General features: G+C 55.5%; 22 protein-coding genes. 8 read left to right on the plus strand and 14 right to left on the minus strand.

The window, feature by feature from the left end; genetic code table 11:
* Positions 1 to 2 precede the first annotated feature (2 nt).
* From ppx to mgtE, 4 genes are all read left to right on the plus strand, one after another.
* Positions 3 to 1,529 carry an exopolyphosphatase gene (gene ppx, locus H7K52_RS02945; RefSeq protein WP_003848733.1) on the plus strand — a complete coding sequence of 509 codons (1,527 nt, stop codon included), beginning with the start codon at positions 3 to 5 and terminating at the stop codon, positions 1,527 to 1,529.
* 41 nt (positions 1,530 to 1,570) lie between these two features.
* Positions 1,571 to 2,185 carry a tellurite resistance methyltransferase TehB gene (gene tehB, locus H7K52_RS02950; RefSeq protein WP_182629663.1) on the plus strand — a complete coding sequence of 205 codons (615 nt, stop codon included), beginning with the start codon at positions 1,571 to 1,573 and terminating at the stop codon, positions 2,183 to 2,185.
* Between the two features lie 102 nt (positions 2,186 to 2,287).
* Complete coding sequence (locus H7K52_RS02955; RefSeq protein WP_003848728.1) at positions 2,288 to 2,473, plus strand: YfgG family protein; 186 nt, start codon at positions 2,288 to 2,290, stop codon at positions 2,471 to 2,473.
* A gap of 131 nt (positions 2,474 to 2,604) precedes the next feature.
* Positions 2,605 to 4,038, plus strand: coding sequence for a magnesium transporter (gene mgtE / locus H7K52_RS02960; protein WP_003848726.1), 1,434 nt, complete (start codon positions 2,605 to 2,607; stop codon positions 4,036 to 4,038).
* On the opposite strand, the gene H7K52_RS02965 is transcribed toward mgtE, so the two are convergent.
* Both H7K52_RS02965 and H7K52_RS02970 read right to left on the minus strand, forming a co-directional pair.
* Positions 4,039 to 4,536, minus strand: coding sequence for a helix-turn-helix transcriptional regulator (locus tag H7K52_RS02965; protein ID WP_110411147.1), 498 nt, complete (start codon positions 4,534 to 4,536; stop codon positions 4,039 to 4,041).
* 20 nt (positions 4,537 to 4,556) lie between these two features.
* The gene (locus H7K52_RS02970; protein WP_003848722.1) at positions 4,557 to 4,802 is read right to left on the minus strand and encodes a hypothetical protein; all 246 of its coding nucleotides are present in this window, start codon (positions 4,800 to 4,802) and stop codon (positions 4,557 to 4,559) included.
* Between the two features lie 194 nt (positions 4,803 to 4,996).
* Here H7K52_RS02970 and H7K52_RS02975 point away from each other — a divergent pair, with 194 nt between their 5' ends.
* Positions 4,997 to 5,176 carry a hypothetical protein gene (locus H7K52_RS02975; protein WP_003848720.1) on the plus strand — a complete coding sequence of 60 codons (180 nt, stop codon included), beginning with the start codon at positions 4,997 to 4,999 and terminating at the stop codon, positions 5,174 to 5,176.
* 30 nt (positions 5,177 to 5,206) lie between these two features.
* Here the strand turns inward: H7K52_RS02975 and H7K52_RS02980 are convergent, their stop codons facing one another.
* The 3 genes from H7K52_RS02980 to guaB all read right to left on the minus strand — a co-directional run bounded on the left by H7K52_RS02980 (position 5,207) and on the right by guaB (position 9,398).
* Positions 5,207 to 5,980: a DUF3750 domain-containing protein gene (locus H7K52_RS02980; RefSeq protein WP_039659545.1), complete on the minus strand. Its 774-nt coding sequence runs from the start codon at positions 5,978 to 5,980 to the stop codon at positions 5,207 to 5,209.
* Between the two features lie 302 nt (positions 5,981 to 6,282).
* Positions 6,283 to 7,863 carry a glutamine-hydrolyzing GMP synthase gene (guaA, locus tag H7K52_RS02985; protein ID WP_140915650.1) on the minus strand — a complete coding sequence of 527 codons (1,581 nt, stop codon included), beginning with the start codon at positions 7,861 to 7,863 and terminating at the stop codon, positions 6,283 to 6,285.
* A 68-nt stretch (positions 7,864 to 7,931) separates the two neighbouring features.
* Positions 7,932 to 9,398, minus strand: a complete 1,467-nt coding sequence (gene guaB, locus H7K52_RS02990; protein ID WP_003848714.1) for an IMP dehydrogenase — start codon at positions 9,396 to 9,398, stop codon at positions 7,932 to 7,934.
* Positions 9,399 to 9,566: 168 nt separating this feature from the next.
* Here guaB and xseA point away from each other — a divergent pair, with 168 nt between their 5' ends.
* The 3 genes from xseA to H7K52_RS03005 all read left to right on the plus strand — a co-directional run bounded on the left by xseA (position 9,567) and on the right by H7K52_RS03005 (position 12,400).
* Positions 9,567 to 10,940 (plus strand): exodeoxyribonuclease VII large subunit, encoded by a 1,374-nt coding sequence (gene xseA / locus H7K52_RS02995; protein WP_182629704.1) that lies wholly within the window; start codon positions 9,567 to 9,569, stop codon positions 10,938 to 10,940.
* Positions 10,941 to 11,057: 117 nt separating this feature from the next.
* Positions 11,058 to 12,071, plus strand: a complete 1,014-nt coding sequence (locus H7K52_RS03000; RefSeq protein ID WP_179895054.1) for a M4 family metallopeptidase — start codon at positions 11,058 to 11,060, stop codon at positions 12,069 to 12,071.
* Complete coding sequence (locus H7K52_RS03005) at positions 12,068 to 12,400, plus strand: protealysin inhibitor emfourin (RefSeq protein WP_182629664.1); 333 nt, start codon at positions 12,068 to 12,070, stop codon at positions 12,398 to 12,400. Before H7K52_RS03000 ends, H7K52_RS03005 begins: the two co-directional genes overlap by 4 nt.
* 40 nt (positions 12,401 to 12,440) lie before the next feature.
* Here H7K52_RS03005 and H7K52_RS03010 read toward each other — a convergent pair whose 3' ends face one another.
* The 9 genes from H7K52_RS03010 to pilW form a co-directional block, all read right to left on the minus strand.
* Positions 12,441 to 14,882, minus strand: a complete 2,442-nt coding sequence (locus tag H7K52_RS03010; RefSeq protein ID WP_182629665.1) for a glucose/quinate/shikimate family membrane-bound PQQ-dependent dehydrogenase — start codon at positions 14,880 to 14,882, stop codon at positions 12,441 to 12,443.
* Positions 14,883 to 15,192: 310 nt separating this feature from the next.
* The gene (locus tag H7K52_RS03015) at positions 15,193 to 15,414 is read right to left on the minus strand and encodes a zinc ribbon domain-containing protein (protein ID WP_039659539.1); all 222 of its coding nucleotides are present in this window, start codon (positions 15,412 to 15,414) and stop codon (positions 15,193 to 15,195) included.
* A 61-nt stretch (positions 15,415 to 15,475) separates the two neighbouring features.
* The gene (gene der / locus H7K52_RS03020; RefSeq protein WP_008926703.1) at positions 15,476 to 16,966 is read right to left on the minus strand and encodes a ribosome biogenesis GTPase Der; all 1,491 of its coding nucleotides are present in this window, start codon (positions 16,964 to 16,966) and stop codon (positions 15,476 to 15,478) included.
* Positions 16,967 to 17,140: 174 nt separating this feature from the next.
* Positions 17,141 to 18,322 carry an outer membrane protein assembly factor BamB gene (bamB, locus tag H7K52_RS03025; RefSeq protein WP_182629666.1) on the minus strand — a complete coding sequence of 394 codons (1,182 nt, stop codon included), beginning with the start codon at positions 18,320 to 18,322 and terminating at the stop codon, positions 17,141 to 17,143.
* A gap of 19 nt (positions 18,323 to 18,341) precedes the next feature.
* Positions 18,342 to 18,959, minus strand: a complete 618-nt coding sequence (locus tag H7K52_RS03030; protein ID WP_008926704.1) for a YfgM family protein — start codon at positions 18,957 to 18,959, stop codon at positions 18,342 to 18,344.
* A gap of 39 nt (positions 18,960 to 18,998) precedes the next feature.
* Positions 18,999 to 20,273, minus strand: coding sequence for a histidine--tRNA ligase (gene hisS, locus H7K52_RS03035; protein ID WP_003848694.1), 1,275 nt, complete (start codon positions 20,271 to 20,273; stop codon positions 18,999 to 19,001).
* Positions 20,274 to 20,378: 105 nt separating this feature from the next.
* Positions 20,379 to 21,500, minus strand: a complete 1,122-nt coding sequence (gene ispG, locus H7K52_RS03040) for a flavodoxin-dependent (E)-4-hydroxy-3-methylbut-2-enyl-diphosphate synthase (RefSeq protein ID WP_003848692.1) — start codon at positions 21,498 to 21,500, stop codon at positions 20,379 to 20,381.
* 37 nt (positions 21,501 to 21,537) lie between these two features.
* Positions 21,538 to 22,557 (minus strand): cytoskeleton protein RodZ, encoded by a 1,020-nt coding sequence (gene rodZ, locus H7K52_RS03045; RefSeq protein WP_003848690.1) that lies wholly within the window; start codon positions 22,555 to 22,557, stop codon positions 21,538 to 21,540.
* The gene (gene pilW / locus H7K52_RS03050; RefSeq protein WP_182629667.1) at positions 22,547 to 23,281 is read right to left on the minus strand and encodes a type IV pilus biogenesis/stability protein PilW; all 735 of its coding nucleotides are present in this window, start codon (positions 23,279 to 23,281) and stop codon (positions 22,547 to 22,549) included. Before pilW ends, rodZ begins: the two co-directional genes overlap by 11 nt.
* Between the last annotated feature and the right edge of the window lie 63 nt (positions 23,282 to 23,344).

Genomic DNA, 23,344 nt, shown 5'->3' on the forward strand with positions numbered 1-23,344 from the left:
CTATGCCAATTTCTCATAAAAGTACGCCAAAACCCCAGGAGTTTGCGGCGATTGACCTGGGCTCGAACAGTTTCCATATGGTAATTGCGCGGGTTGTCGATGGTGCGATGCAGGTACTGGGCCGCCTTAAACAGCGCGTCCATCTGGCGGACGGGCTGGATGCTCAACACAACCTCAGCGAAGAGGCGATGGAGCGGGGCTTAGCCTGCCTGGCCCTGTTTGCCGAACGCCTCCAGGGATTCAGTCCCAGCAACGTGACGATTGTCGGCACCCATACGCTGCGCGAGGCGATCAACGCCGAAACCTTCCTGCAGCGTGCTGCCGAGGTGATCCCCTATCCAATCGAGGTGATTTCAGGCCATGAAGAAGCGCGTCTGATCTTTATGGGTGTGGAGCACACACAGCCGGAAAAAGGCCGCAAGCTGGTGATCGATATCGGCGGTGGCTCCACTGAGCTGGTGATTGGTGAGGATTTCGAACCTCAGCTGGTTGAGAGCCGGCGCATGGGTTGCGTCAGTTTCGCCCAGCTCTATTTCCCGAAAGGGGAAATCAGCCGTGAAAACTTCCGTCGTGCCCGCTTAGCGGCTGCACAAAAGCTGGAAACGCTGGCGTGGCAATATCGTCTGCATGGCTGGCAATATGCGCTGGGCGCATCCGGTACCATCAAAGCTGCCTGCGAAGTGCTGCAGGCGATGGATGAAAAAGAGAAGCTGATTACGCCTGAGCGTCTCGAAAAGCTCTATGACGAAGTGATGAAACATAAATCCTTCTCTGCACTGAGCCTGCCGGGCCTTTCAGAAGAGCGCAAAGGTGTGTTTGTCCCCGGACTGGCGATTCTCTGTGGCGTCTTCGATGCGCTGGCGATTCGCGAGCTGCGCCTCTCCGACGGTGCGCTGCGTGAAGGTGTGCTCTATGAGATGGAGGGCCGTTTCCGCCATCAGGATATTCGCAGCCGCACAGCACAAAGTCTGGCTAACCATTACGCCATCGACAGCGATCAGGCTCGACGTGTGCTGGAGACGACCGAGCAGCTTTATCTGCAATGGCGCGATCAGAACCCAAAGCTGGCGAATCCGCAACTGGCTGCACTGCTAAAATGGGCGGCGATGCTGCACGAAGTGGGCCTGACTATCAATCACAGCGGCCTGCAACGTCATTCAGCCTATATTCTGCAAAACACCAACCTGCCGGGGTTCAATCAGGATCAGCAGATGCTACTGGCGGCACTGGTCAGATTCCATCGTAAAGCAGTGAAGCTTGATGAGTTACCACGCGTAACGCTGTTCAAGAAAAAGCAGTTTGTGCCGCTGATTTTTCTGCTGCGCCTGGGCACCCTGCTGAATAATCAGCGCCAGGCCACCACGCGTCCGGATGCGTTAACCCTGAAATGCGATGATGGCCACTGGACGCTGATTTTCCCGGCGGGCTACTTTGCGCAGAACAATCTGGTTCAGCTCGATCTTGAACGCGAGCAGGCTTACTGGAACGACGTCACCGGATGGAAGCTGATCCTCGAAGAAGATATCTGACAACCCGGGCGCACCGCGCCCGTTTAACTGAATTGATGACTATGACACAACCAACCGCACCGCTTTCAGGCGAAAACTATTTTGCCGACACCTATGGTTTAACGCCGCCCCACTCCGAAGTGGTTGCGGCTCTGCCCCAGCTTAACGTCGGCAAGGCGCTTGATCTTGGCTGTGGCGTGGGACGCAATACGCTGTTTCTGAATCAGCACGGTTTTGACGTCACGGCATGGGATCATAATCCGCAGAGCCTGGCGCGCCTGCAGGAGATTATTGCGCAGGAAAACCTTCAGGGTATACACACTGAGCAGCGCGATCTGAACAACACACGCTTCAATGGCGGCTTCAACTTTGTGCTGTCGACCGTGGTAATGATGTTTTTGCAGCCGCAGACCATTCCGCAGCTGATTGCCGACATGCAGGCCTGCACGGTCAGGGATGGTTTCAACCTGATTGTGGCGGCGATGAACACGGACGATATGCCCTGCCCGGCAGATTTCTCTTTTGCGTTTAAATCGGGTGAGCTCAGCCACTATTATCGCAACTGGCACATCGTGAAGTACAACGAGCATCCCGGTCAGCTGCATCGTAAAGATGAAAACGGCAACCGCATCACCTGCCGCTTTGCAACGTTACTGGCGCAAAAAGCGAGTTATTGATCTTTATCTGCTGTTTTTTTCAACAGCGATTGATTTCATCTGGCGACTGTGACTAAATATTGCAGTCGCCCTCTGATGGGCTCATTACAGGAACCACCCCGCGTGAACAGCGCTATTTCTCCCCGAAGACGTCAAAAAACCGGCACCATGACCCGCATTGTGCTGCTGATCAGTTTTATCATTCTCTTTAGTCGCCTGATTTTTATCCTGCCTGCTGCCTTCGAGCATCATCAGCAACAGAAAGCTATTCCTGAGCCTGTCACCGTCACATCAAATGATACGCGCTAGCGAATAGTGATATTTCGCCTGAATTGCACTGAAACCTGAACCGAATCCAGATAACTGGACTCTTTTTTGCATCCCTTTTTCAGGCGAAACGCTACACTTCGTGCTGGTGCTTACAGACTAAGGGATCCAATGTGTCTGCCTCTCAATCTCAACGTTTAAGTGAAATACGTCATCGCATTCTGACGCTGCTGCTCAATGAGCACGATCTGGTTGATTCCCTGCTGGAGAAATCCGGCGATCTCAACCCTGAACAGCAACGTGAAAATGCGGCCCAGCGTGATGCGCTGGAACAGGATATTCAGCAGCTTCATGCCGCTGACCTCGCCGACATTCTTGAAGCCCTGCCCGAAGAGGAACGTCAGGCGCTTTGGCGGCTGGTGCCGAATGAGCGGCGTGGTCACGTGCTGGTTGAAGCCTCAGAAACGGTCTGGGCCAGCCTCACCGAAGAGATGAGCGACCGTGATATCCTGCGCGCTATCCAGCCGCTGGACATCGACGATCAGGTCTGGCTGGCACAATATCTGCCGCGTGACCTGACCGGGCGCCTGCTGGCGACCGTGGAGCCAGCCCTGCGCGCCCGCATGCTCGATATGGTGCAGCTCGACCGCGACCGCGTAGGCCGGGTGATGGATTTTAATATCCTGACGGTGCGCGACGATGTCACGCTGGCAACAGTGCAGCGTTTTCTGCGCAAGCGTAAAAGCATGCCAGGCGGTACCGATAAACTCTTTATTACTAACAAAGACAATCAGCTGCTGGGCGAACTGCTGCTGACGGATATCCTGCTTAACAAACCTAAAACTCTGGTCAGCGACGTTATGAACGCGCGCCCGACCACCTTCCAGCTCAACGACAAGGCCGAAGATGCGGCCAGCGCCTTTGAGCGTTATAACCTGATTTCTGCTGCCGTCACCGACGCCAGGGGCAAACTGATTGGCCGTGTGACCATCGAAGACATTGTCGACCTGGTGAATGCCGAAAACGAAAGTAACATTCGTAAAATGGGCGGCATCAGTCAGGAAGAGGATGTGTTTGCCCCGGTGCGTAAATCAGTACGCAAACGCTGGGCCTGGCTGGCCATTAATCTCTGTACCGCCTTTGTTGCTTCGCGGGTTATCGGGCTGTTTGAAGGGACGATTTCGCAAATCGTGGCGCTTGCCACCCTGATGCCAATTGTTGCGGGTATTGGCGGCAACACCGGTAACCAGACCATCACCATGATTGTGCGGGCACTGGCCTTACATCAGGTTGAACCGGGTAACTTCTCGTTTCTGATTGTCCGTGAACTGGGCGTAGCGCTGATCAACGGCCTGTTCTGGGGCGGCATTATGGGCGGCATTACCTGGCTGATGTATGACAATATGGCGCTGGGTGGCGTCATGATGCTGGCCATGGCGCTGAACCTGCTATTGGCCGCGCTGATGGGTGTACTGGTTCCGCTGGTGATGACCAAAATGAAGCGCGATCCGGCCGTAGGCTCCAGCGTATTGATCACTGCTCTGACCGATACCGGCGGCTTCTTTATCTTCCTGGGACTGGCGACGATCTTCCTGCTGCCCCACTGATCAGGCGTGCAGGCCGTAACGTTGCAGCGACCCGTTGAGATTGCGCTGGCGCGTCACCTGTGCCAGCTCACGGGTCGCCGCAGGCAACGTGTAATTGCCGCGCTGGCTCAGCCACTCCAGCACGTCCGCTAAGTGCCAGATGGCGGTTTTACCGTCGTGCACCGGCAGTGGAAACGGCGGGCGGTGGCTGAGCATTAACTTACGCATATTCTGACGCGTCATGCCGATGATCTCGGCCACATCCGTCAATCCCACAAAATCAGGTGCCGCTTCTACCAGCGTGGCACCCGGTATAGCACGCAGCACATCCTCTTCTGCCTGTCTCAATACCTCCGTGGCAGAGTCAGACTCCCGGGTAAACTCCAGTGCAATGCGCCCTGGCATACCCAGACCAATCAGTGCATCATCACAGCCTGATACTGCCAGTGTTTCCAGCAACTCATCCACCGGCGCATGCCCTTCCGGCAGGCTAAACCGCAGTGTAAAACAATATTCCATATGCCTCTCCTTGTGCTGCTTCAGGACTTCAGATAGTGACAATTATCTACCACGCGCCGCAGCGCCTGGGCATGCTGATGTGCATTTTTCGGTGTGCTCCAGATGCAGGTCAGACAAAACTCCCCACATCGGCACATCAACAGATTTTTCGGGCAGTACATTTTGCCCCAGGCGTGATGACCTCCCGTCACGACCAGCCAGCCATGGGTTTCTGCGTAACGTAACGCCGTTTCAATCTCTTTACTGGGATGCCGCTTCCTTGCCATGTGTGTCCCTATCCTGACGCCGAATGATTGAGTTGTCAACTGACAACCAGGTAAATATTTCTTAATGCGCCTCAGCATGCGCAGACTTTTTCTGGCAGTAAAACGGTCAGGGTATAAACTGGAAAACGTCACGCAAAAAATAAACCGCGCCAGCGAGAATCCGGCCGGACTCATGTTCAACAACGGAGGCAGGAATGTTTAAAGCAGAGGATTTTGTTCAGTCGAAAACCGGCGGGCCTAAAATGCAGGTATTGCGCGTCGACGGCGACACCCTGTGGTGCGCGCGCGTTGATGATGCGGCAAAGAAAGAGATCGAAGTGAAGGCAGAGAGCGTCAATCTCTATCATGAAGAGGGTGACTTTGGCGTGTGCTGACGCAAAATGGCCCCTGACGGGGCCAGACTGTCAGGGTTTGTCCTGCTGAAGGTTGTCATTGCCCAGACCACCGATAAACGGCAACCGCAGCCGGAACGGCGTAAAATCGAGTCCCATATTAAGCCCCAGCAGGTTCACTTCAAGTCCCTCTTCCGCGCCCAGCGTCACGCCCGCCACGCCCAGAATCGACACCTGCAAACCGCGCCCGGATGGCGGCAGCCCGATGGGATGCCACAGTGACCGGTAATCTTTGCCCAGCGCATTGGCGGGCAGATCCAGTTTTAAAGCCGGCACTTCACGGCCGATATGCGCCAGGAAGGTATTGCTGTTCGGTCCGGGCCAGGCACGATAAGTTGTCGGCCACGGATAGGATTTAATGGCGGCTTCAATCTGCGGAATCATCGCCTCGGCTTCCGGTCCGCGATGCTCCACCAGCAGCCGGGGTTTTGCGCCATACCAGTAACCATCCGGCAGGTTGGTGTTGCGCCGGATTTTGTCGCCGCTGCCCCAGCTAATCACTTCGTAGCGGGTGAAACGCGTTTCACCTGCGCGCTTAAAGATGATCCAGGGATGCACCGCCACCCGCCCTTTCCAGCCATAGGTCGGCGCCGCATAGACCTGCACGATAGCCAGGTTATATAACGCGCGCGGATCGGGCGCGATTCCGGCCGAATCCCGCCGGGCAGTGGCCCAGCCACCGGGCTGTGCGGTTTCGCCGTGACGCGTCGCCTGCGCAATGCTGGCCCCCAGCGACAGCAGCAGTACGGCAATAAAAAACAGGCTGAACACTTTCAGTGAGAGCATGACAACATTCCTGATGACGGAAGAATCACGAAACGCCTGAGTGGCAGGCGGTTACAGTAAGTGGCGGCTTTGGGATACGGATTATCGAAGCGGCGAATAAAAGCAGGACACAAAGGAAGTTAAGTGCAGGCTTCTACTGCAGGGAGAATAGCGCAATTTCCGGTAAAGTGAACAGAAAACCGCCAGTGATGGGGATAGATGTGCTGAAAGGTTAAAATGGCCCGTCTAAGTGGAGTTCAGGCAATAAAAAGCCCGCTGGAAGCGGGCTTTTTTGCATCAGCGCTTAATCGGCATGGGCCGGTTTATTCCCACTCAATCGTCGCCGGTGGCTTGCCGCTGATGTCGTACACCACGCGGGAGATGCCGTCGACTTCATTGATGATGCGGTTTGAGACGCGTCCCAGGAAATCATACGGCAGGTGCGCCCAGTGTGCGGTCATAAAGTCGATGGTTTCCACCGCACGCAGCGAGACAACCCAGTCATATTTACGGCCATCGCCCATCACGCCGACCGAGCGAACCGGCAGGAAGACAGTGAACGCCTGGCTGACTTTGTTGTAGAGATCCGCTTTATGCAGCTCTTCGATGAAGATGGCATCGGCACGGCGCAGCAGGTCGCAATACTCTTTCTTCACTTCGCCCAGCACACGCACGCCCAGACCCGGACCCGGGAATGGATGGCGATACAGCATGTCGTACGGCAGGCCCAGCTCGAGACCAATCTTGCGCACTTCGTCTTTGAACAGCTCTTTCAGCGGCTCAACCAGGCCCATCTTCATCTCTTTCGGCAGTCCACCCACGTTGTGGTGTGACTTGATGACGTGCGCTTTACCGGTAGCTGACGCCGCCGACTCAATCACGTCCGGATAGATGGTGCCCTGTGCCAGCCACTTCACATCCTGCAGCTTCAGCGCTTCTTCGTCGAACACTTCCACAAAGACGCGACCAATGGTCTTACGCTTGGCTTCTGGCTCATCAATACCCGCCAGCGCATCCAGGAAGCGCATCTCAGCCGGCACATGGATGATGTTCAGACCGAAGTGGTCGCCAAACATATCCATTACCTGTTGTGCTTCGTTCAGACGCAGCAGGCCGTTATCCACGAACACACAGGTCAGACGGTCGCCGATGGCACGATGCAGCAGCATTGCCGTCACAGAGGAGTCCACTCCGCCTGACAGACCAAGGATGACCTTGTCGTTGCCAACCTGCTCACGCAGGCGTTCAACGGCATCTTCAATGATTTTGGCCGGTGTCCACAGTGCTTCACATTCACAGATGTCGATGATGAAGCGCTCAAGCATCCGCAGACCCTGACGGGTATGAGTCACTTCCGGGTGGAACTGCACGCCATAGAAACGCTTTTCTTCGTTGGCCATAATGGCAAATGGACAGGTTTCTGTGCTGGCAACAGTCACGAAGTCAGCCGGAATCGCTGTAACTTTGTCGCCGTGGCTCATCCAGACATCCAGCAGCGGTTTACCGGCGGCGCTGATAGCATCTTCGATATCGCGAACCAGCGCGCTTGGCGTGGTGACTTCGACCTGCGCATAACCAAACTCACGCTCGTTTGAGCCAGCCACGGTGCCGCCCAGCTGCATCGCCATGGTCTGCATACCGTAGCAGACGCCCAGCACCGGCACGCCAGCGTTGAAGACATAGTCAGGTGCTCGCGGGCTGTTCAGTTCGGTGGTGCTTTCCGGGCCACCGGAAAGGATGATGCCGCTTGGGTTGAACTGGCGAATCTGCTCTTCGGTGACGTCCCATGCCCAGAGTTCACAGTAAACGCCGAGTTCGCGCACGCGACGTGCAACCAGCTGAGTATATTGTGAGCCGAAATCGAGAATCAGAATGCGATGCTTATGGATATTTTCCGTCGTCATTGAGGGGTTTCCAGAACGGTGACTTGATCAATAAAAGCGCCCGGCTTGAGCCGGGCGGGAAATCGGGATTATGAACCCATGCGGTAATTCGGTGACTCTTTGGTTATGGTCACATCATGCACGTGGCTCTCATTGATGCCTGCGCCGCTGATGCGGACAAATTCCGCTTTGGTGCGCAGGTCGTCAATGGTCGGGCAACCGGTCAGGCCCATGCACGAGCGCAATCCACCCATCTGCTGATGCACGATCTCTTTCAGACGGCCTTTATAGGCCACGCGACCTTCGATACCTTCCGGCACCAGCTTGTCAGCGGCGTTATCAGTCTGGAAGTAACGGTCAGACGAGCCTTTGGACATCGCGCCCAGTGAACCCATACCGCGATAGGATTTGAATGAACGGCCCTGATAGAGTTCGATCTCGCCCGGCGACTCTTCGGTCCCCGCCAGCATTGAACCGACCATCACACAGGACGCACCCGCCGCGATTGCTTTAGCGATATCACCGGAGAAACGGATACCACCGTCAGCAATCACCGGAATACCGGTGCCTTCCAGCGCAGTAACCGCGTCAGAAACAGCAGTGATCTGTGGAACGCCCACGCCGGTTACGATACGGGTAGTACAGATTGAGCCCGGGCCGATACCGACTTTAACGGCGCTGACGCCTGCCGCGACCAGCGCCAGAGCGCCTGCGCCTGTTGCCACGTTACCGCCGACGATTTCCAGATCCGGGTATTTAGCGCGGGTTTCACGGATGCGTGACAGCACACCTTCAGAGTGGCCGTGTGAAGAGTCAATCAGCAGCACGTCAACGCCTGCTGCGACCAGCGCATCAATACGCTCTTCGTTACCGGCACCCGCGCCCACCGCTGCACCGACACGCAGTCGACCCTGCGCATCTTTACAGGCGTTAGGTTTACGTTCGGCTTTCTGAAAGTCTTTAACGGTGATCATGCCCAGCAGATGGAAGCTGTCATCCACGACCAGCGCTTTCTCAACGCGCTTTTCGTGCATCTTGTGCAGGACCACATCACGCGCTTCACCCTCTTTCACCGTCACCAGACGCTCTTTCGGGGTCATGACCGCAGAGACCGGCTGAGAGAGGTCGGTTACAAAGCGCACATCACGACCGGTGATGATACCCACCAGTTCGTTGTCGCGGTTAACTACCGGGTAGCCTGCAAAGCCGTTGCGCTCGGTCAGCACTTTCACATCAGCCAGAGGCGTGGTTGGCAGCACGGTCTGTGGTTCAGTGACCACGCCGCTTTCATGTTTCTTCACCTTGCGCACTTCGTCCGCCTGGCGTTCAATCGACATATTTTTATGGATGAAGCCAAGGCCGCCTTCCTGTGCCAGCGCAATCGCCAGACCCGATTCGGTCACGGTGTCCATGGCAGCGGAGAGCATAGGAATGTTTAAACGGATATTTTTGGTCAGCTGAGTGCTGAGATCGGCCGTATTAGGCAGGACGGTGGAGTGTGCAGGGACGAGCAGAACGTCGTCAAAAGTGAGTGCTTCTTTAGCGATTCTTAACATGGCAATACTCCACCTCGGGTGATTGAGAATAGATAAAATATTGCCGCGGCATTATACAGGCCGTAATCGATTGCCTCCAGCATTATTTAAGAAAAACTCTTGATCCGCGCAGGCAGCAATGTAGTATCGATGAATTAACCTGCTGATTTGGAATTTGATCTTCGTCACATGTCGCTGCCACCCATCGCCAATATTTTTACCGTCAGCCGTCTCAATACGACAGTGCGTCAACTGCTGGAGAAAGAGATGGGTCTGGTCTGGATCAGCGCCGAGATCTCCAACTTCACGCAACCGGCATCCGGTCACTGGTACTTCACGCTGAAAGATGATGGCGCTCAGGTTCGCTGTGCCATGTTCCGTAACAGCAATCGTCGCGTCACCTTCCGTCCGCAGCACGGTCAGCAGGTACTGGTGCGTGCCAACATCACGCTCTATGAGCCCCGCGGTGACTATCAGCTGATTGCCGAGAGTATGCATCCGGCGGGTGAAGGCTTGTTGCAGCAGCAGTTTGAACTGCTGAAAGCAAAACTGGCGACCGAAGGATTGTTCGATCCGCAGCATAAGCAACCACTGCCGGAACCGGCACGCCAGGTCGGGGTTATCACCTCTTCCACCGGTGCGGCACTGCACGATGTGTTACGTGTGCTGCATCGCCGTGATCCTTCGCTGCCCGTGGTGATCTACCCCACCGTAGTTCAGGGTGTTGATGCGCCCGCGGCGATTGTCCGTGCAATTGAAATCGCCAACCTGCGCAATGAGTGCGACGTGTTAATCGTCGGACGCGGCGGCGGTTCACTGGAAGATCTGTGGAGTTTTAATGACGAACGCGTAGCACGCGCCATTTTTGCCAGCCGCATTCCTGTCGTCAGCGCGGTCGGTCACGAAACCGATGTCACCATTGCTGACTTTGTTGCCGATTTACGCGCGCCCACCCCTTCCGCCGCCGCTGAAATTGTCAGCCGTAACCAGCTGGAGCTGCTGCGCCAGTTGCAATCTCAGCAACAGCGGCTGGAGATGGCGATGGATTATTACCTGGCTCGCCAGCAGCGGCTTTATACCCGCCTTGAGCATCGTCTGCAGCAGCAGCACCCGCAGTTGCGTCTGGCTCGTCAGCAGACCGCCCTGTTCCGCCTGCAACAGCGTCTGGGTGAAGCGATGGAAACCCGTCTGCGTCACGCAACACGTCAGCAGGATCGCCTGTCCCAGCGACTCAATGCTCAACAGCCGCAGCAGCGCCTGTTCGAGGCGCAAAAGCAGCTGCAAAGCTGGCACTATCGCCTGCAGCAGAGCATGACCAGCCAGCTGAACAGCAACAAACAGGACTTTGGTCAGTTGGTGGCGCAGCTGGAAAGCGTCAGCCCGCTGGCGACGCTGGCGCGTGGTTTTAGCGTGACCACTGACAACACCGGACAGGTGGTGAAGAAAACCGCACAGCTCCAGAGCGGCGATCTGCTGCGCACCCGCCTTGATGATGGCTGGGTTGAAAGCCAGGTGACACAGCTGTTGCCTGAAAAAAAGCGTCGCCGCAAAACCGCTTCCTGACGCCAACTATGCCCGTTAGCTCACATTTTTCCACTTAACTATGGCCTTAATTACCAGGTCTATCCAGCCTGACGGGTCTATACTTTTTGGCACATCCCTGATGCCAAGGAGTTTCAGATGCCTTATTGCGTTATCCCTCCCTATATCCTTCGCAAGATCATCGCACACGGTTCCGGCCACCAGCAGGAGCAGGCGCGTCGCACCCTGACGCACGTTCAACATCTCATGGCGGAACACTGGCAAAAGCCGACCGGCGTTAAAACGGCGGCGGGCGGTCATGTGGATCGTGAAATTTATGATGCCCAGAGCCAGGAAACCCTGCCGGGCAAGCTGATTCGTCAGGAGGGCCAGCCCGGTAATGATGATGTCGCGGCTGAAGAAGCCTGGGACTACCTTGGGGTGACCTATGACTTCTTCTGGCAGGCTTATCAGCGTAACTCGCTGGATAATCAGGGGCTGAAACTGCTGGGTACCGTGCACTATGGTGAAAAATACCAGAACGCTTTCTGGAACGGTCAGCAGATGGTATTTGGTGATGGTGACGGTGAAATTTTTAATCGCTTCACCATTGCGATTGACGTTGTGGCGCATGAACTGGCGCATGGCGTCACAGAAAATGAAGCCGGGTTAATCTACTTTGAGCAGGCTGGCGCGCTGAATGAGTCGCTGTCGGATGTCTTTGGCTCGCTGGTGAAACAGTTCAGTAAAAAACAGCGCGCCGATGAGGCGGACTGGCTTATCGGTGAAGGCCTGCTGGCGAAAGGCATCAACGGACGTGGTCTGCGATCGATGTCTGAACCTGGCACCGCCTACGATGACCCGATGCTGGGCAAAGATCCGCAACCGGCACACATGGATCACTACGTGAAAACCCGTGAAGATAATGGCGGCGTTCATATCAACTCCGGCATTCCTAACCGGGCCTTTTATCTGGCGGCCAAAGCGCTGGGTGGTTATGCCTGGGAACAGGCGGGATATGCCTGGTACGACACGGTGTGTGACGACGAACTGCCACAGGATGCGGATTTTAAAACCTTTGCCCGCTTCACCGTACAGCATGGTAAAAAACGGTTCAACGAGTCGGTCAGCAGTGCTATTGAACAGGCGTGGAAGGAGGTTGGCGTGCTATGAGTGATCTGCCCGAACTCACCGATGATGCCACCATCATCGTCGCTCGTGAAGGCGGCATGGCCTTTATTCCCGGGCTTCGCGCCGAACGTCGCTTTATGCTGGGCGAGTTGCCGGCGCCAGAAAAACAGCGCGTCTGCCATGCGCTGGAGCAGGCAATGCCGCTGGGCGAACCCGAGGATAAAGCCGCGCAGGTGGGCAGTGGCGATCAGCGTTATTTCCGTATCCAGATTCAATATGCCACCCGCCGCGAGGTGGGCACCATTGTGCTCCTGATTCCGGAACAGGTCGCGCCGCCCGAGTTGCAGGCGCTGTGGCGCGACGGCAAATAAAAAAAGGGCCGACAATGTCGGCCCTTTTACTTATACGTTGTTACTTGCTGTCTGGCAGCGCGTAAGCAATCACGTAGTCACCGCGGTCTGGTGACTGACGTGCGCCACCTGCCGAGATCAGGATGTACTGCTTACCATCCTTCGGTGAGACGTAACTCATCGGGCCGCCCTGACTGCCCACCGGCAGACGTGCTTTCCACACCTCTTTACCGGTTGAAGAGTCAAAGGCGCGCAGGTAGTAATCCTGTGTACCGGCGATGAAGACCAGGCCACCCTGGGTTGCCAGCGTACCGCCCAGCGTTGGCATACCAATTGGCATCTTCATGCGCATCTTGATGCCGAACGGACCAGTATCCTGCACAGTACCCACTGGCACCTGCCAGACGATTTTCTGCGTTTTCATATCAATCGCCGACAGCGTACCAAATGGCGGTTTCTGACATGGGATACCCAACGGTGACATAAAGCGATTTTTATTCACAGCGTATGGTGTGCCTTTCAGCGGAACGGCACCCATACCGGTGTTGATCGCTTCGCCGCCATTGCTGCCGCGCGCAATATTGCTGGTATCAGCCGGGATCATCTGCACCCACAGACCCAGACGCATATCATTGACGAACAACAGGTGGTTGTTCGGATCGGTCGACATGCTGCCCCAGTTCATACCGCCCAGCGAACCCGGGAAGCTCAGAGACTTATCGGTGTCCGGCACGGTGAACAGGCCATCATAGCGCATCGATTTAAAGCCAATACGGCAGGCCAGCTGATCAAACGGCGTCGCCCCCCACATGTCAGACTCTTTCAGCGTCTGGTTGCCAATCTGCGGCATACCGGTCGAGTGAGGCTGCGTTTTGGTGTACTGCTCGTTCGGGATATGACCCTGTGGCATCGGCAGTTCTTCGACTTTGGTCAGCGGCTTGCCGGTCATACGGTCAAGCACGAAGATCATGCCAGTTTTGCCGCCAATCACGACCGCTGGCGTGGTGCTGCCATCTTTTTGCGGGAAGTCGATCAGGCTTGGCTGCATCGGCAGGTCAAAGTCCCACAGATCGTTATGTACGGTCTGATAGACCCACTTCTCTTTACCGGTGGTGGCATCCAGCGCCAGCACCGATGCGCCATATTTGTGATCCAGCGCGGTACGGTTCGCACCCCAGAGGTCAACTGACGAACTCCCCATTGGGATGAACACGGTGTTCATTGCCGGGTCATATGACATCGGCGCCCATGAGTTTGGCGTACTGCGGGTATAATCTTTGCCCGGCATCAGTATCGCATTCGGGTCAACATTGCCCGGGTCAAACGCCCAGCGCATTTTGCCAGTAATCACGTCAAAACCACGTAACACACCACCAGGCATATCGGTCTGTACGTTATCTGCGACACGGCCACCCACCACAACCGTGGTACCGGCCAGCGTTGGCGCGGAGGTCAGCTGATATTGTGGGTCCGGTGCCTGACCCAGGCCCGCTTTAAGATCTACGATGCCGTGATTACCAAAATCTTCACAGAACTCACCGTTGTCGGCGTTGATCGCAATCAGTCGTGCATCGATGGTATTCATCAGAATACGACGCTGACAGCTGTCACCGGCTGGCAGGACAGCGGCCGGAACAGGTGATGATCCCGGTTTATCAGGCTGTTGCAGCGGTTTGGTTGCATCAAAGTAAGCCAGACCACGGCAGCGCGGCCAGACTTCAGCCTGGGCGTTGATTTCACGTTTCCAGATCTGCTTACCCGTGTTGGCTTCAACGGCGATAACGTTGTTATGCGGCGTACAGAGATAAAGGGTATTGCCAATCTGTAATGGCGTCTGCTGATCTTCTGCGCCGTTACCGGTCGGGCTGACTGGGGTATCACCCGTGCGGAAGGTCCACGCGACCTGCAGATCTTTCACGTTGTCGCGGGTGATTTGATCGAGTGCCACAAAGCGGCTGCCCTGAGGCGTGTTGCCGTAGTTATCCCAGTCTTTCTGTTGTTTCGCTTTGTCTACCGGGATCAACGGTAACTCTTCGCCCGTAGCCGCAACGGTAGGATGAGGCTGGAACATCTGCACCAGTGTTGCCACCATGCCTGCCGCCAGCACTGCCGCGAACGCGTAAGAAGGTTTCGCCAGTGAGTGCTTACCTTCGTGCTTACGCAGTGAAGGCCAGATCAGGAAAGCCAGCAGCGTCAGTCCGGCTGGAACCATCAGACGCGAGACCAGTGGCCAGAAATCCAGACCTGCGTCAAACAGCGACCAGATCAGGGTGCCAGCAAAGACCAGCAGGAACAGAACCACTGCCGAAGATTTGCGACGGAAGAACTGGATTGCGGAGAGGACAGTAACAATACCCGCAATTAAAAAGTACCAACTGCCGCCCAGGGCAACCAGTTTACCGCCGCCAATTGCAAAAAACAGACCGGTGGCAAGCAGCACCAGTCCGAGCAGCATGGATGCGATTCCCAGCCCCTTTCCGGCGCGGGAGGATGTTTCAGCCATAACACTTACTCTCCTGAATAAACAGAGCGCCCGGACAGAGGCCATCCGGACTCCGGCGCGTTAACAGGTGCGCGTGGAGCATCGCTCGGTTTCAAATCGAATATAAACAGACCCGCGTCCGTGAGAATCTGTGGGCCGGAAGAGCACTGAAGTGGCTGACCCCTCCCACGACGCGGCAGGATTGTACCACCTGGTACGTTACAGAGTGAACATATCTAACCGGTTTGTTACGGCGCAATAGCATTTTTGCTACAAATAGCCGGGCGTCGCGGTGGATTCTCAGACAGATTACGCGTAGCTGAAAGCGGCGTTAGTGACCTGGCGGCTGGAACAGTACGCGCTTGCGGGAGATCAGACCATGTCCATTGCGGCAAAAGTAGTCCACTGCACCGCAGGCTTTGAGTACGTCAAGCGGCTGGTGACACTCAGGGCAACAGGGTTTCGCGGGATAATGTGCACCACAGGCACTGCAGATAATTTCACCGTTGCTGAGCGACAGCGGTTGCTGACATTTTTCACACATCACCATCATTTTCTTCTCCCTGCCTGATGAGTTCAGAGCAAAAAAAGAGGGCCAGATGGCCCTCATTTTGTTAACGCTTATTCTTTTTCATATGCGCCATCAGACGCTTGCGTTTACGCTGCTGCGTTGGCGTCAGCAGGTTACGTTTGCCTTCATAAGGGTTATCACCCTCTTTGAACTGAATACGAATTGGCGTTCCCATCACGTTCAGTGATTTACGGAAGTAGTTCATCAGATAGCGTTTGTAAGAATCGGGCAGATCCTTCACCTGATTACCGTGGATCACTACGATAGGCGGGTTATAACCACCGGCATGCGCGTATTTCAGCTTAACGCGGCGACCGCGTACCAGCGGCGGCTGGTGATCGTCTGCAGCCATGTTCATGATGCGCGTCAGCAGCGAGGTATTTACGCGTCGGGTCGAGCAGTCATAAGCTTCTGTGATCGACTCGAACAGATTACCCACGCCGCTGCCGTGCAGCGCAGAGATAAAGTGGATACGGGCGAAATCGATAAAGCCCAGACGGAAGTCCAGCGTCTCTTTCACTTCATCACGTACTTCCTGCGACAGGCCATCCCATTTGTTGACCACAATCACCAGCGAGCGACCACTGTTGAGAATGAAGCCAAGCAGTGAGAGATCCTGATCGGAAATGCCGGCATGCGCATCAATCACAAGCATCACCACGTTGGCATCTTCAATCGCCTGCAGCGTCTTGATCACCGAGAATTTCTCTACAGTGTCAGAGATTTTGGCACGCTTACGGACACCGGCGGTGTCGATCAGAACGTATTCACGTCCATCGCGCTCCATCGGAATGTAGATGCTGTCGCGGGTGGTGCCCGGCATATCGTAGACCACCACGCGGTCTTCACCGAGAATGCGGTTGGTAAGCGTTGACTTACCTACGTTTGGACGACCAACGATAGCCAGTTTGATCGGCAGGCCCGTCGGGTCGAAGTTTTCTTCTTCCTCTGCGGCTTCCTGCTCAGCAATCTCGTCAGCTTCTAACGCAGCCCAGTAAGCCTGGTTCTCTTCTTCTTCAGTGAGCTCGACCGCCTCAACTTTTTCCATCCACGGCAGCAGCGCCTCTTCAATCAGGCTGCTCACACCACGACCATGCGACGCCGCAATGGCGTGGATTTCGCCCAGGCCCAGTGAATAGAAGTCGACAATCGCCTGATCCGGATCCATCCCGTCAGTTTTATTTGCCACCAGGAAGGTCGCTTTCTGACGGGAACGGAGATGCTTCGCAATTTGCTGATCGGCGGCCATCATGCCCGCACGCGCATCCACCATAAACAGCACAACATCGGCTTCTTCGATCGCCAGCAGTGACTGTTCAGCCATCCGCGTTTCAACACCCTCTTCGGTGCCGTCGATACCACCGGTATCAATAACAATAAATTCGCGCCCTTCCACTTCGGCGCGACCATATTTGCGATCGCGAGTCAGTCCAGGAAAATCCGCTACCAGCGCATCACGTGTGCGTGTTAAACGGTTGAATAGCGTAGATTTTCCCACATTGGGACGCCCAACCAGCGCGACCACAGGTACCATAACAAAATGCCTCAATAAAAAATTAATCGCCCGAATGGCGAGATTATAACGGCTCTGGCCGTTAAGTTCAGGCTTAAGGCGCAAAGAATACCATGCCTGACTAAAAACGAAACGGCCCCTGATTAAATCAGGAGCCGTCGGAACGGAGGATTTCACCTGCCAGACGTTTACCCGTTAACGGGTAATCGCATAAAGCTCACCGTCTTTGGACTGGATCAGCAGCTTGTCGCTGGCAACTACCGGCTCGGTCTGGAAGCCTGAGCTATCCAGTTCCTGCTGCGCGACAAAACGTCCATCTGTGGTGTTCAGCCAGTGCAGATAACCTTCGCTGTCACCGACTATCAGATAACCGTTGTAGAGCACCGGTGAAGTCAGGTTGCGATGCAGCAGATCGCTTTGACGCCAGATGGCAACACCGCCGTCAGTGTTAAGAGCGATCACACGATCGTCCTGATCGACCAGATAGATACGGCCGGCGTCAACAATCAGATCTTTCACACCGCCGATTTCGCGTTTCCACAAAATCTGACCTGAACGCAGATCCAGCGCCGACAGATTGCCATTGTAGGCCAGTGCATAAACGACGCCGTTAACGATAACCGGTGTGGTATCGACGTCATTAAGACGGTCAATCTCCGTGGCACCGCTGACCTGAGAAATACGCTGCTGCCAGATCAGCTGTCCCTGGTTCATTGCCACGGCACTGACACGGCCGTTGTCGCCACCGACAATTGCGCCGCCAAAGGCCACAGCCGGCGCAGATTCACCGCGCAGAGACAGCGCTGGCATATCCAGGTTGACGCTCCACTTCACCACACCGCTGCTCTGATCCAGTCCCTGCAACATGCCGTTGCTGGTATGAATCAGCACCAGGCCATCGCTGACCACCGGACGTGACAGCGCTTCACCGGCGACTTTCGTCTGCCAGGCCACGCTACCATCGCTGCTGTTCAGGGCAAAAACCTGGCCGCGTTCGCTGCCAACATAAATGCGGTCGCCATCGGCCGTCAGGCCACCTGATAGCAGGGCTGAAATATTTTTCGAGAAGAAGCCGGTTTTCTCAGAGAGATCGACTTTCCACTTTTCTTTACCGTCTGCGGCATCCAGTGCTTTGACGATACCAAAGCGGTCGGCAGCGTAAACCGTATTATCCTGCCAGGCAGGATGCAGATTTGAGTAGAAATCACCCACACCGTCACCAACCGAGGTGCTCCACACTTTCTGTGGCGTGAACTGATTTTCGACCTTCGGCAACGGGGCCATTTTTACTACATCTTCTTCGCCGCTAAACAGCGAACAACCGCTGAGCAAAGTGACTGAAATCAGTCCCGGCAGCAGGTATTTACGTAATTCCATGCGCTCTCTCTTGACTGGCTTAGCTTAAGTTATTCATCTTCATCTGCATCATTTGCTTCAATGCCGGAGAGGCGTCAGATTCAACCCCTTTACTCCATGCATCGCGCGCGCCCTGCTTGTCGCCTTTGGTCAGCAGCGCTTCGCCGCGAATATCGGCCACAATGGCTGTCCAGCCATCACCCTTCACACCGTCAAGGGTTTTAAGCGCCGCATCCGCTTGATTCTGTTGCAGTTGAATGCGTGCCAGGCGCAGGTTAATCACTGCCTGCAGATTGGCATCTTTGGTATCTTTCAGGCCGTTTTGCAGCAGTGATGCCGCTTTATCAAGCTGACCGGCGTCAACGTACTGCTTCGCCAGATCCATCGCGGCCAGAGCACCGTAAGTGTTGCTGTTTTCACTGGCAAAACGGTTTACCGCTTCCAGCGTTTCCGGCTTGCCTGCCTGCATGGCGCTGGTCAGCTGCTGATACTGTGCGGATACCGATTTCGCCGTATCATCCTGATGACTGCTCCAGTAACGCCAGCCACCCAGCGCAGCAATGCCGATCACTACGCCAATGGCTAACGCTTTGCCATTATTGGCAAAAAAGTTGCGCAGCGCGTCGGTCTGCTCGTTTTCATTGCTATACACTTCCACGCAATCCTTCTCCTTTCTATGGTTGGTGCTGTGTCACGCTTACTGTAGCAGCGTACGCAATACAGCAGCAGCCTCTGCCTGATCCAGCGTTTGCTGCTCGCCACGGCGCAGATCTTTAATCACGACCTGACCGGCTTTAACTTCATCCTCGCCTAACACCAGGGCAACGCGCGCGCCCCACTTGTCAGCACGGGCAAATTGCTTCTTGAAGTTGCCGCCGCCAAAGTTGGTCATCAGCCTCAGTTCAGGCGCTTCATCACGCAATTTCTCAGCCAGCTGCATCGCAGCAGACTGCACGCCCTGACCTGAAGCGATAACATAGACATCCACATTGCTCGTCGGTTCAAATTCAGGATTAACTGCCTGAACCAGCAATACCAGACGCTCCATACCCATAGCAAAGCCAACGGCAGGTGTCGCGCGGCCACCGAGCTGCTCAACCAGGCCATCATAGCGACCGCCGCCGCATACCGTGCCCTGTGAACCCAGGCTATCCGTCACCCACTCAATCACGGTGCGGTTGTAGTAATCCAGACCGCGCACCAGACGCTGATTGACGGTGTAGCTGATTCCGGCATCATCCAGTAAGGCACACAGACCGCTGAAATGTTCACGTGATTCATCATCCAGATAGTCGCCAAGCTGTGGCGCATCATTCAGCAGTTGCTGAACGTCGGGATTTTTACTGTCAAGAACACGCATCGGATTGCTGTACATGCGGCGTTTGCAATCCTCGTCCAGCACCTCTTTGTGCTGTTCCAGGAAGGCGACCAGCGCATCACGGTAGTGAGCACGCGCTTCCAGCGAACCGATAGAGTTAAGTTCAAGGCGAACGTGCTCAGAGATACCCAGGGCTTTCCACCAGCGTGCATTCAGCATGATCAGTTCAGCATCGATGTCTGGTCCCTGCAGACCAAAAACTTCCACGCCAATCTGATAGAACTGACGATAGCGGCCTTTCTGTGGACGCTCATAGCGGAACATGGGACCCATGTACCACAGACGCTGTTCCTGGTTGTAGAGTAAACCGTGTTCGATACCGGCTCGCACACAGCCTGCTGTGCCTTCCGGGCGCAGCGTCAGGCTTTCGCCGTTGCGATCGTCAAAGGTATACATCTCTTTTTCAACCACGTCGGTGACTTCACCGATGGCGCGCTTAAACAGTGGGGTTTGCTCTACCAGCGGTAAGCGAATTTCGCTGTAACCGTAGCTCGCCAGCGTCTGCTTGAGAACGCCTTCAATCCGTTGCCAGAGGGCAGTATCCGCAGGCAGGTAGTCGTTCATCCCGCGAATCGCCTGAATATTCTTCGCCACGTTAGAATCTCTTAATGCAAAAAAACCTGTCCGGCATCATACCTTATGAGGATGAAACCGCACAGGTTCAGTCAAAAAAGTCACGCACGCAGACCGCGCGCGCCATTATTTTTCCAGATGCTGCACATCAATACGGCGGCTGGCATCCAGCATCGACGCTTTGGCGCGAATGCGCGCTTCCAGCTGATCGATCATGTCATTGTTGTCGAGACGATCGCGCTGACGCACGCCATCTTCGTAGAAACCACTCTTCTTACTGCCGCCGGTCACGCCCAGCGTAGAGAGGGTCGCTTCACCCGGTCCGTTGACGACACAGCCGATAATGGAGACATCCATCGGGGTGATCAGATCTTCCAGACGCTGCTCCAGCGCGTTGACCGTGCCGATAACGTCAAACTCCTGACGTGAACAGGTTGGACAGGCGATGAAGTTGATCCCGCGAGAGCGAATGCGCAGTGACTTCAGGATATCGAAACCGACTTTGACTTCTTCAACCGGGTCCGCCGCCAGCGAGATACGCAGCGTATCGCCGATCCCTTCTGACAGTAACAGGCCAAGTCCAATCGCAGATTTTACTGCGCCTGCGCGTGCGCCACCCGCTTCGGTGATGCCGAGATGCAGAGGCTGTTCGATCTGTTTCGCCAGCAGGCGATAAGATTCAACCGCGAGGAAGACGTCAGAGGCTTTTACGCTGACTTTGAATTGATCGAAGTTAAGACGGTCAAGATGATCAACATGACGCATGGCTGATTCCAGCAACGCCTGCGGCGTCGGCTCGCCATACTTTTCCTGCAGATCTTTTTCCAGTGAACCGGCGTTCACGCCAATTCGAATCGGAATATTGTTGTCGCGTGCGCAGTCAACCACCATACGGATGCGCTCATTGTTCCCGATATTACCGGGATTGATGCGCAGGCAGTCGACGCCATACTCGGCGACTTTCAGGGCGATGCGGTAGTCAAAATGAATATCTGCAACCAGCGGTACATTCACCTGCTGTTTGATCAGTCTGAATGCTTCTGCGGCATCCATGGTAGGCACCGAGATACGAACGATGTCGACACCGACTCGCTCAAGGGCTTTGATCTGATTTACCGTCGCTTCCACGTCAGTGGTGCGGGTGTTGGTCATCGACTGAACAGCGATTGGCGCGCCGTCACCGACCGGCACCTTGCCGACGTAAATGCGTTTGGATTTACGGCGGATAATGGGTGCTTCGTTATGCATATTTCTTCTCCACAATTGCCCGGTACGCGATACGCTGTTATTGCGCACCCAACGTCAGGCGAGCAACCTGGTTATTACGGATAAAACGACTTAAATCAACGGGCTGATTCTGATATTGCACCTGAACCGCACGAGGCGCGCCAATTTTCAGACGATACGGAGGCGTTCCTGCGAGGCTGAGTTTACCACCACTACGCTGAATGCCGCTGAACAGTTTTTTGCCGGTCGCGTCACTGACTTCCAGCCAGCAGTCGGCGTTGAAGTTCATGACCACCGCATTAGGGTCAGCTGCCGGCTCATTGACCGCAGCTGCACCGACGGGCATCGGAGGTGCCGCGCTGGTTGTCGGCGTCGTGGCTGCTGGTGCAGCCGCTGAGTTGTCCACTGGCGCCTGGCTCGGCGACACCACAGCATTGCTGGTGTTATCCGGCTGAGTGGTGGTCGCGCTATTGCTGGCGGTGGCGGCCGGAGCCGCACTCGCCGGCGCACTGGCTGCGCCGCTGTTACTGGTCGTGGTGGTGTTGCTCTCGTCAGTTGCGGCAGGTGCCGCGCTATCACCACTGCTTTCACCCAGCGGAATCGACTGACCATTATCACCGCTGCTACTGCTCTGGTCGGTCATCGGCACCAGATCGTCCTGAGACGCTTTATGGTTCTGCCACCACCAGGCGCCCGTCAGCCCCACGACCACAAACACCACCAGCCAGGTAAAAATCATTAACCAGCCGTCGCGTTTCTTGCGGCGTTTGCCCAGTGAAAAACTTTGCATCGGCTCAATCTTTGAAGACCGAATCGGTGTCTGCTTCGCCATCATCGGCAGCAGTTCCTCTTCAGGAATATGCACCAGACGCGCGTAAGAGCGAATGTAGCCGCGCAGGAACGTGGAAGCTAAATCAGCAGGTGATTTGTCCTCCTCAATGTCACGCACGGTAGAAAGTTTCAGGCACAGGCGTTCAGCGACGTTCTGCTGCGTCAGCCCCATCTGCTCACGGGCCAGACGCAGGCGTTCACCTGTTGATTGTAATGCAGAGTTTTCTTGAGTGGCTTCAGTATTCATTAGCTAAATAACGCTGGTACTGTATCGATTGCGGAAAACGTCGCGCTAACCGGTCGCCATAACGTGAAACGTCAGCGGCATTTCCCTGTAGCGCGGCGAAACGTAAGTGTAACGCCAGACTTCGTGCTGTTTCAGGCAGTTGTTGCTGGTAAACACTAAGCAAAACCTGGGCCTTCGACAGATGGTTATCTGCCAGCTGCTTTTCAGCTTCCGACAGCAGCGAGTCAGCTTTACGCCTGTCAGCATCAATGGCCTGACGTAACGCCCTGCGGGCAGCAGCAACATCGCCAGCCTGCAGATAACAAAAGCCTGCCAGTTCAAGCGCGTCATTGCGAGCATCAAACTGCTGTGCTGCGCTTGCCCGACTAAACTGTTGATGCGCTTCGTCATACTGCCTTAAAGCGCAGAGAAACGCACCGTAATTGTTAGCAACAAAACCATTATCCGGCGCCTGCTGCTGTGCCAGTATAAACCGTGCCTGCGCCGCTGTCTGATTACCCTGCTTCAGTGCCAGCCGTGCCAGCGCAAGCGAGACCCGGTAATCCTGTGGCGCAGCGGCCTGTGCCCGTAGAAAGTTTCGCTCAGCCGCAGCAGCGTCGCCACTGGCCAGATAGTGCATCCCTAACTGCAGACGCACCTCTTCTGCGCCAGGTTCACGCGGCTGACTGACACACCCGCTTACAACAAACAGCGCCAGCAACAATGCAGGTAATCCATTACGCATAATCGTTTCCCTCCGTTTGACGTTGACAGGCTGCAGCCTGCCACGGGTCATCACGTCAGGAAA

Source organism: Pantoea hericii, from assembly GCF_014155795.1.
In the GTDB taxonomy this organism is placed as follows: Bacteria; Pseudomonadota; Gammaproteobacteria; order Enterobacterales; family Enterobacteriaceae; genus Pantoea; species Pantoea eucalypti.

Bases quoted from the DNA above. Each gene is read 5' to 3' on its own strand.
- xseA (WP_182629704.1), top strand. From the start codon at position 9,567: ATGTCGCTGCCACCCATCGCCAATATTTTTACCGTCAGCCGTCTCAAT.
- guaB (WP_003848714.1), bottom strand. From the start codon at position 9,398: ATGTTAAGAATCGCTAAAGAAGCACTCACTTTTGACGACGTTCTGCTC.
- pilW (WP_182629667.1), bottom strand. From the start codon at position 23,281: ATGCGTAATGGATTACCTGCATTGTTGCTGGCGCTGTTTGTTGTAAGC.
- H7K52_RS03010 (WP_182629665.1), bottom strand. From the start codon at position 14,882: ATGGCTGAAACATCCTCCCGCGCCGGAAAGGGGCTGGGAATCGCATCC.
- ispG (WP_003848692.1), bottom strand. From the start codon at position 21,500: ATGCATAACGAAGCACCCATTATCCGCCGTAAATCCAAACGCATTTAC.
- bamB (WP_182629666.1), bottom strand. From the start codon at position 18,322: ATGGAATTACGTAAATACCTGCTGCCGGGACTGATTTCAGTCACTTTG.
- H7K52_RS03015 (WP_039659539.1), bottom strand. From the start codon at position 15,414: ATGATGGTGATGTGTGAAAAATGTCAGCAACCGCTGTCGCTCAGCAAC.
- der (WP_008926703.1), bottom strand. From the start codon at position 16,966: ATGGTACCTGTGGTCGCGCTGGTTGGGCGTCCCAATGTGGGAAAATCT.
- H7K52_RS03005 (WP_182629664.1), top strand. From the start codon at position 12,068: ATGAGTGATCTGCCCGAACTCACCGATGATGCCACCATCATCGTCGCT.
- ppx (WP_003848733.1), top strand. From the start codon at position 3: ATGCCAATTTCTCATAAAAGTACGCCAAAACCCCAGGAGTTTGCGGCG.
- rodZ (WP_003848690.1), bottom strand. From the start codon at position 22,557: ATGAATACTGAAGCCACTCAAGAAAACTCTGCATTACAATCAACAGGT.
- H7K52_RS02965 (WP_110411147.1), bottom strand. From the start codon at position 4,536: ATGGAATATTGTTTTACACTGCGGTTTAGCCTGCCGGAAGGGCATGCG.
- H7K52_RS02980 (WP_039659545.1), bottom strand. From the start codon at position 5,980: ATGCTCTCACTGAAAGTGTTCAGCCTGTTTTTTATTGCCGTACTGCTG.
- guaA (WP_140915650.1), bottom strand. From the start codon at position 7,863: ATGACGACGGAAAATATCCATAAGCATCGCATTCTGATTCTCGATTTC.
- H7K52_RS02970 (WP_003848722.1), bottom strand. From the start codon at position 4,802: ATGGCAAGGAAGCGGCATCCCAGTAAAGAGATTGAAACGGCGTTACGT.
- H7K52_RS03000 (WP_179895054.1), top strand. From the start codon at position 11,058: ATGCCTTATTGCGTTATCCCTCCCTATATCCTTCGCAAGATCATCGCA.
- H7K52_RS02975 (WP_003848720.1), top strand. From the start codon at position 4,997: ATGTTTAAAGCAGAGGATTTTGTTCAGTCGAAAACCGGCGGGCCTAAA.
- tehB (WP_182629663.1), top strand. From the start codon at position 1,571: ATGACACAACCAACCGCACCGCTTTCAGGCGAAAACTATTTTGCCGAC.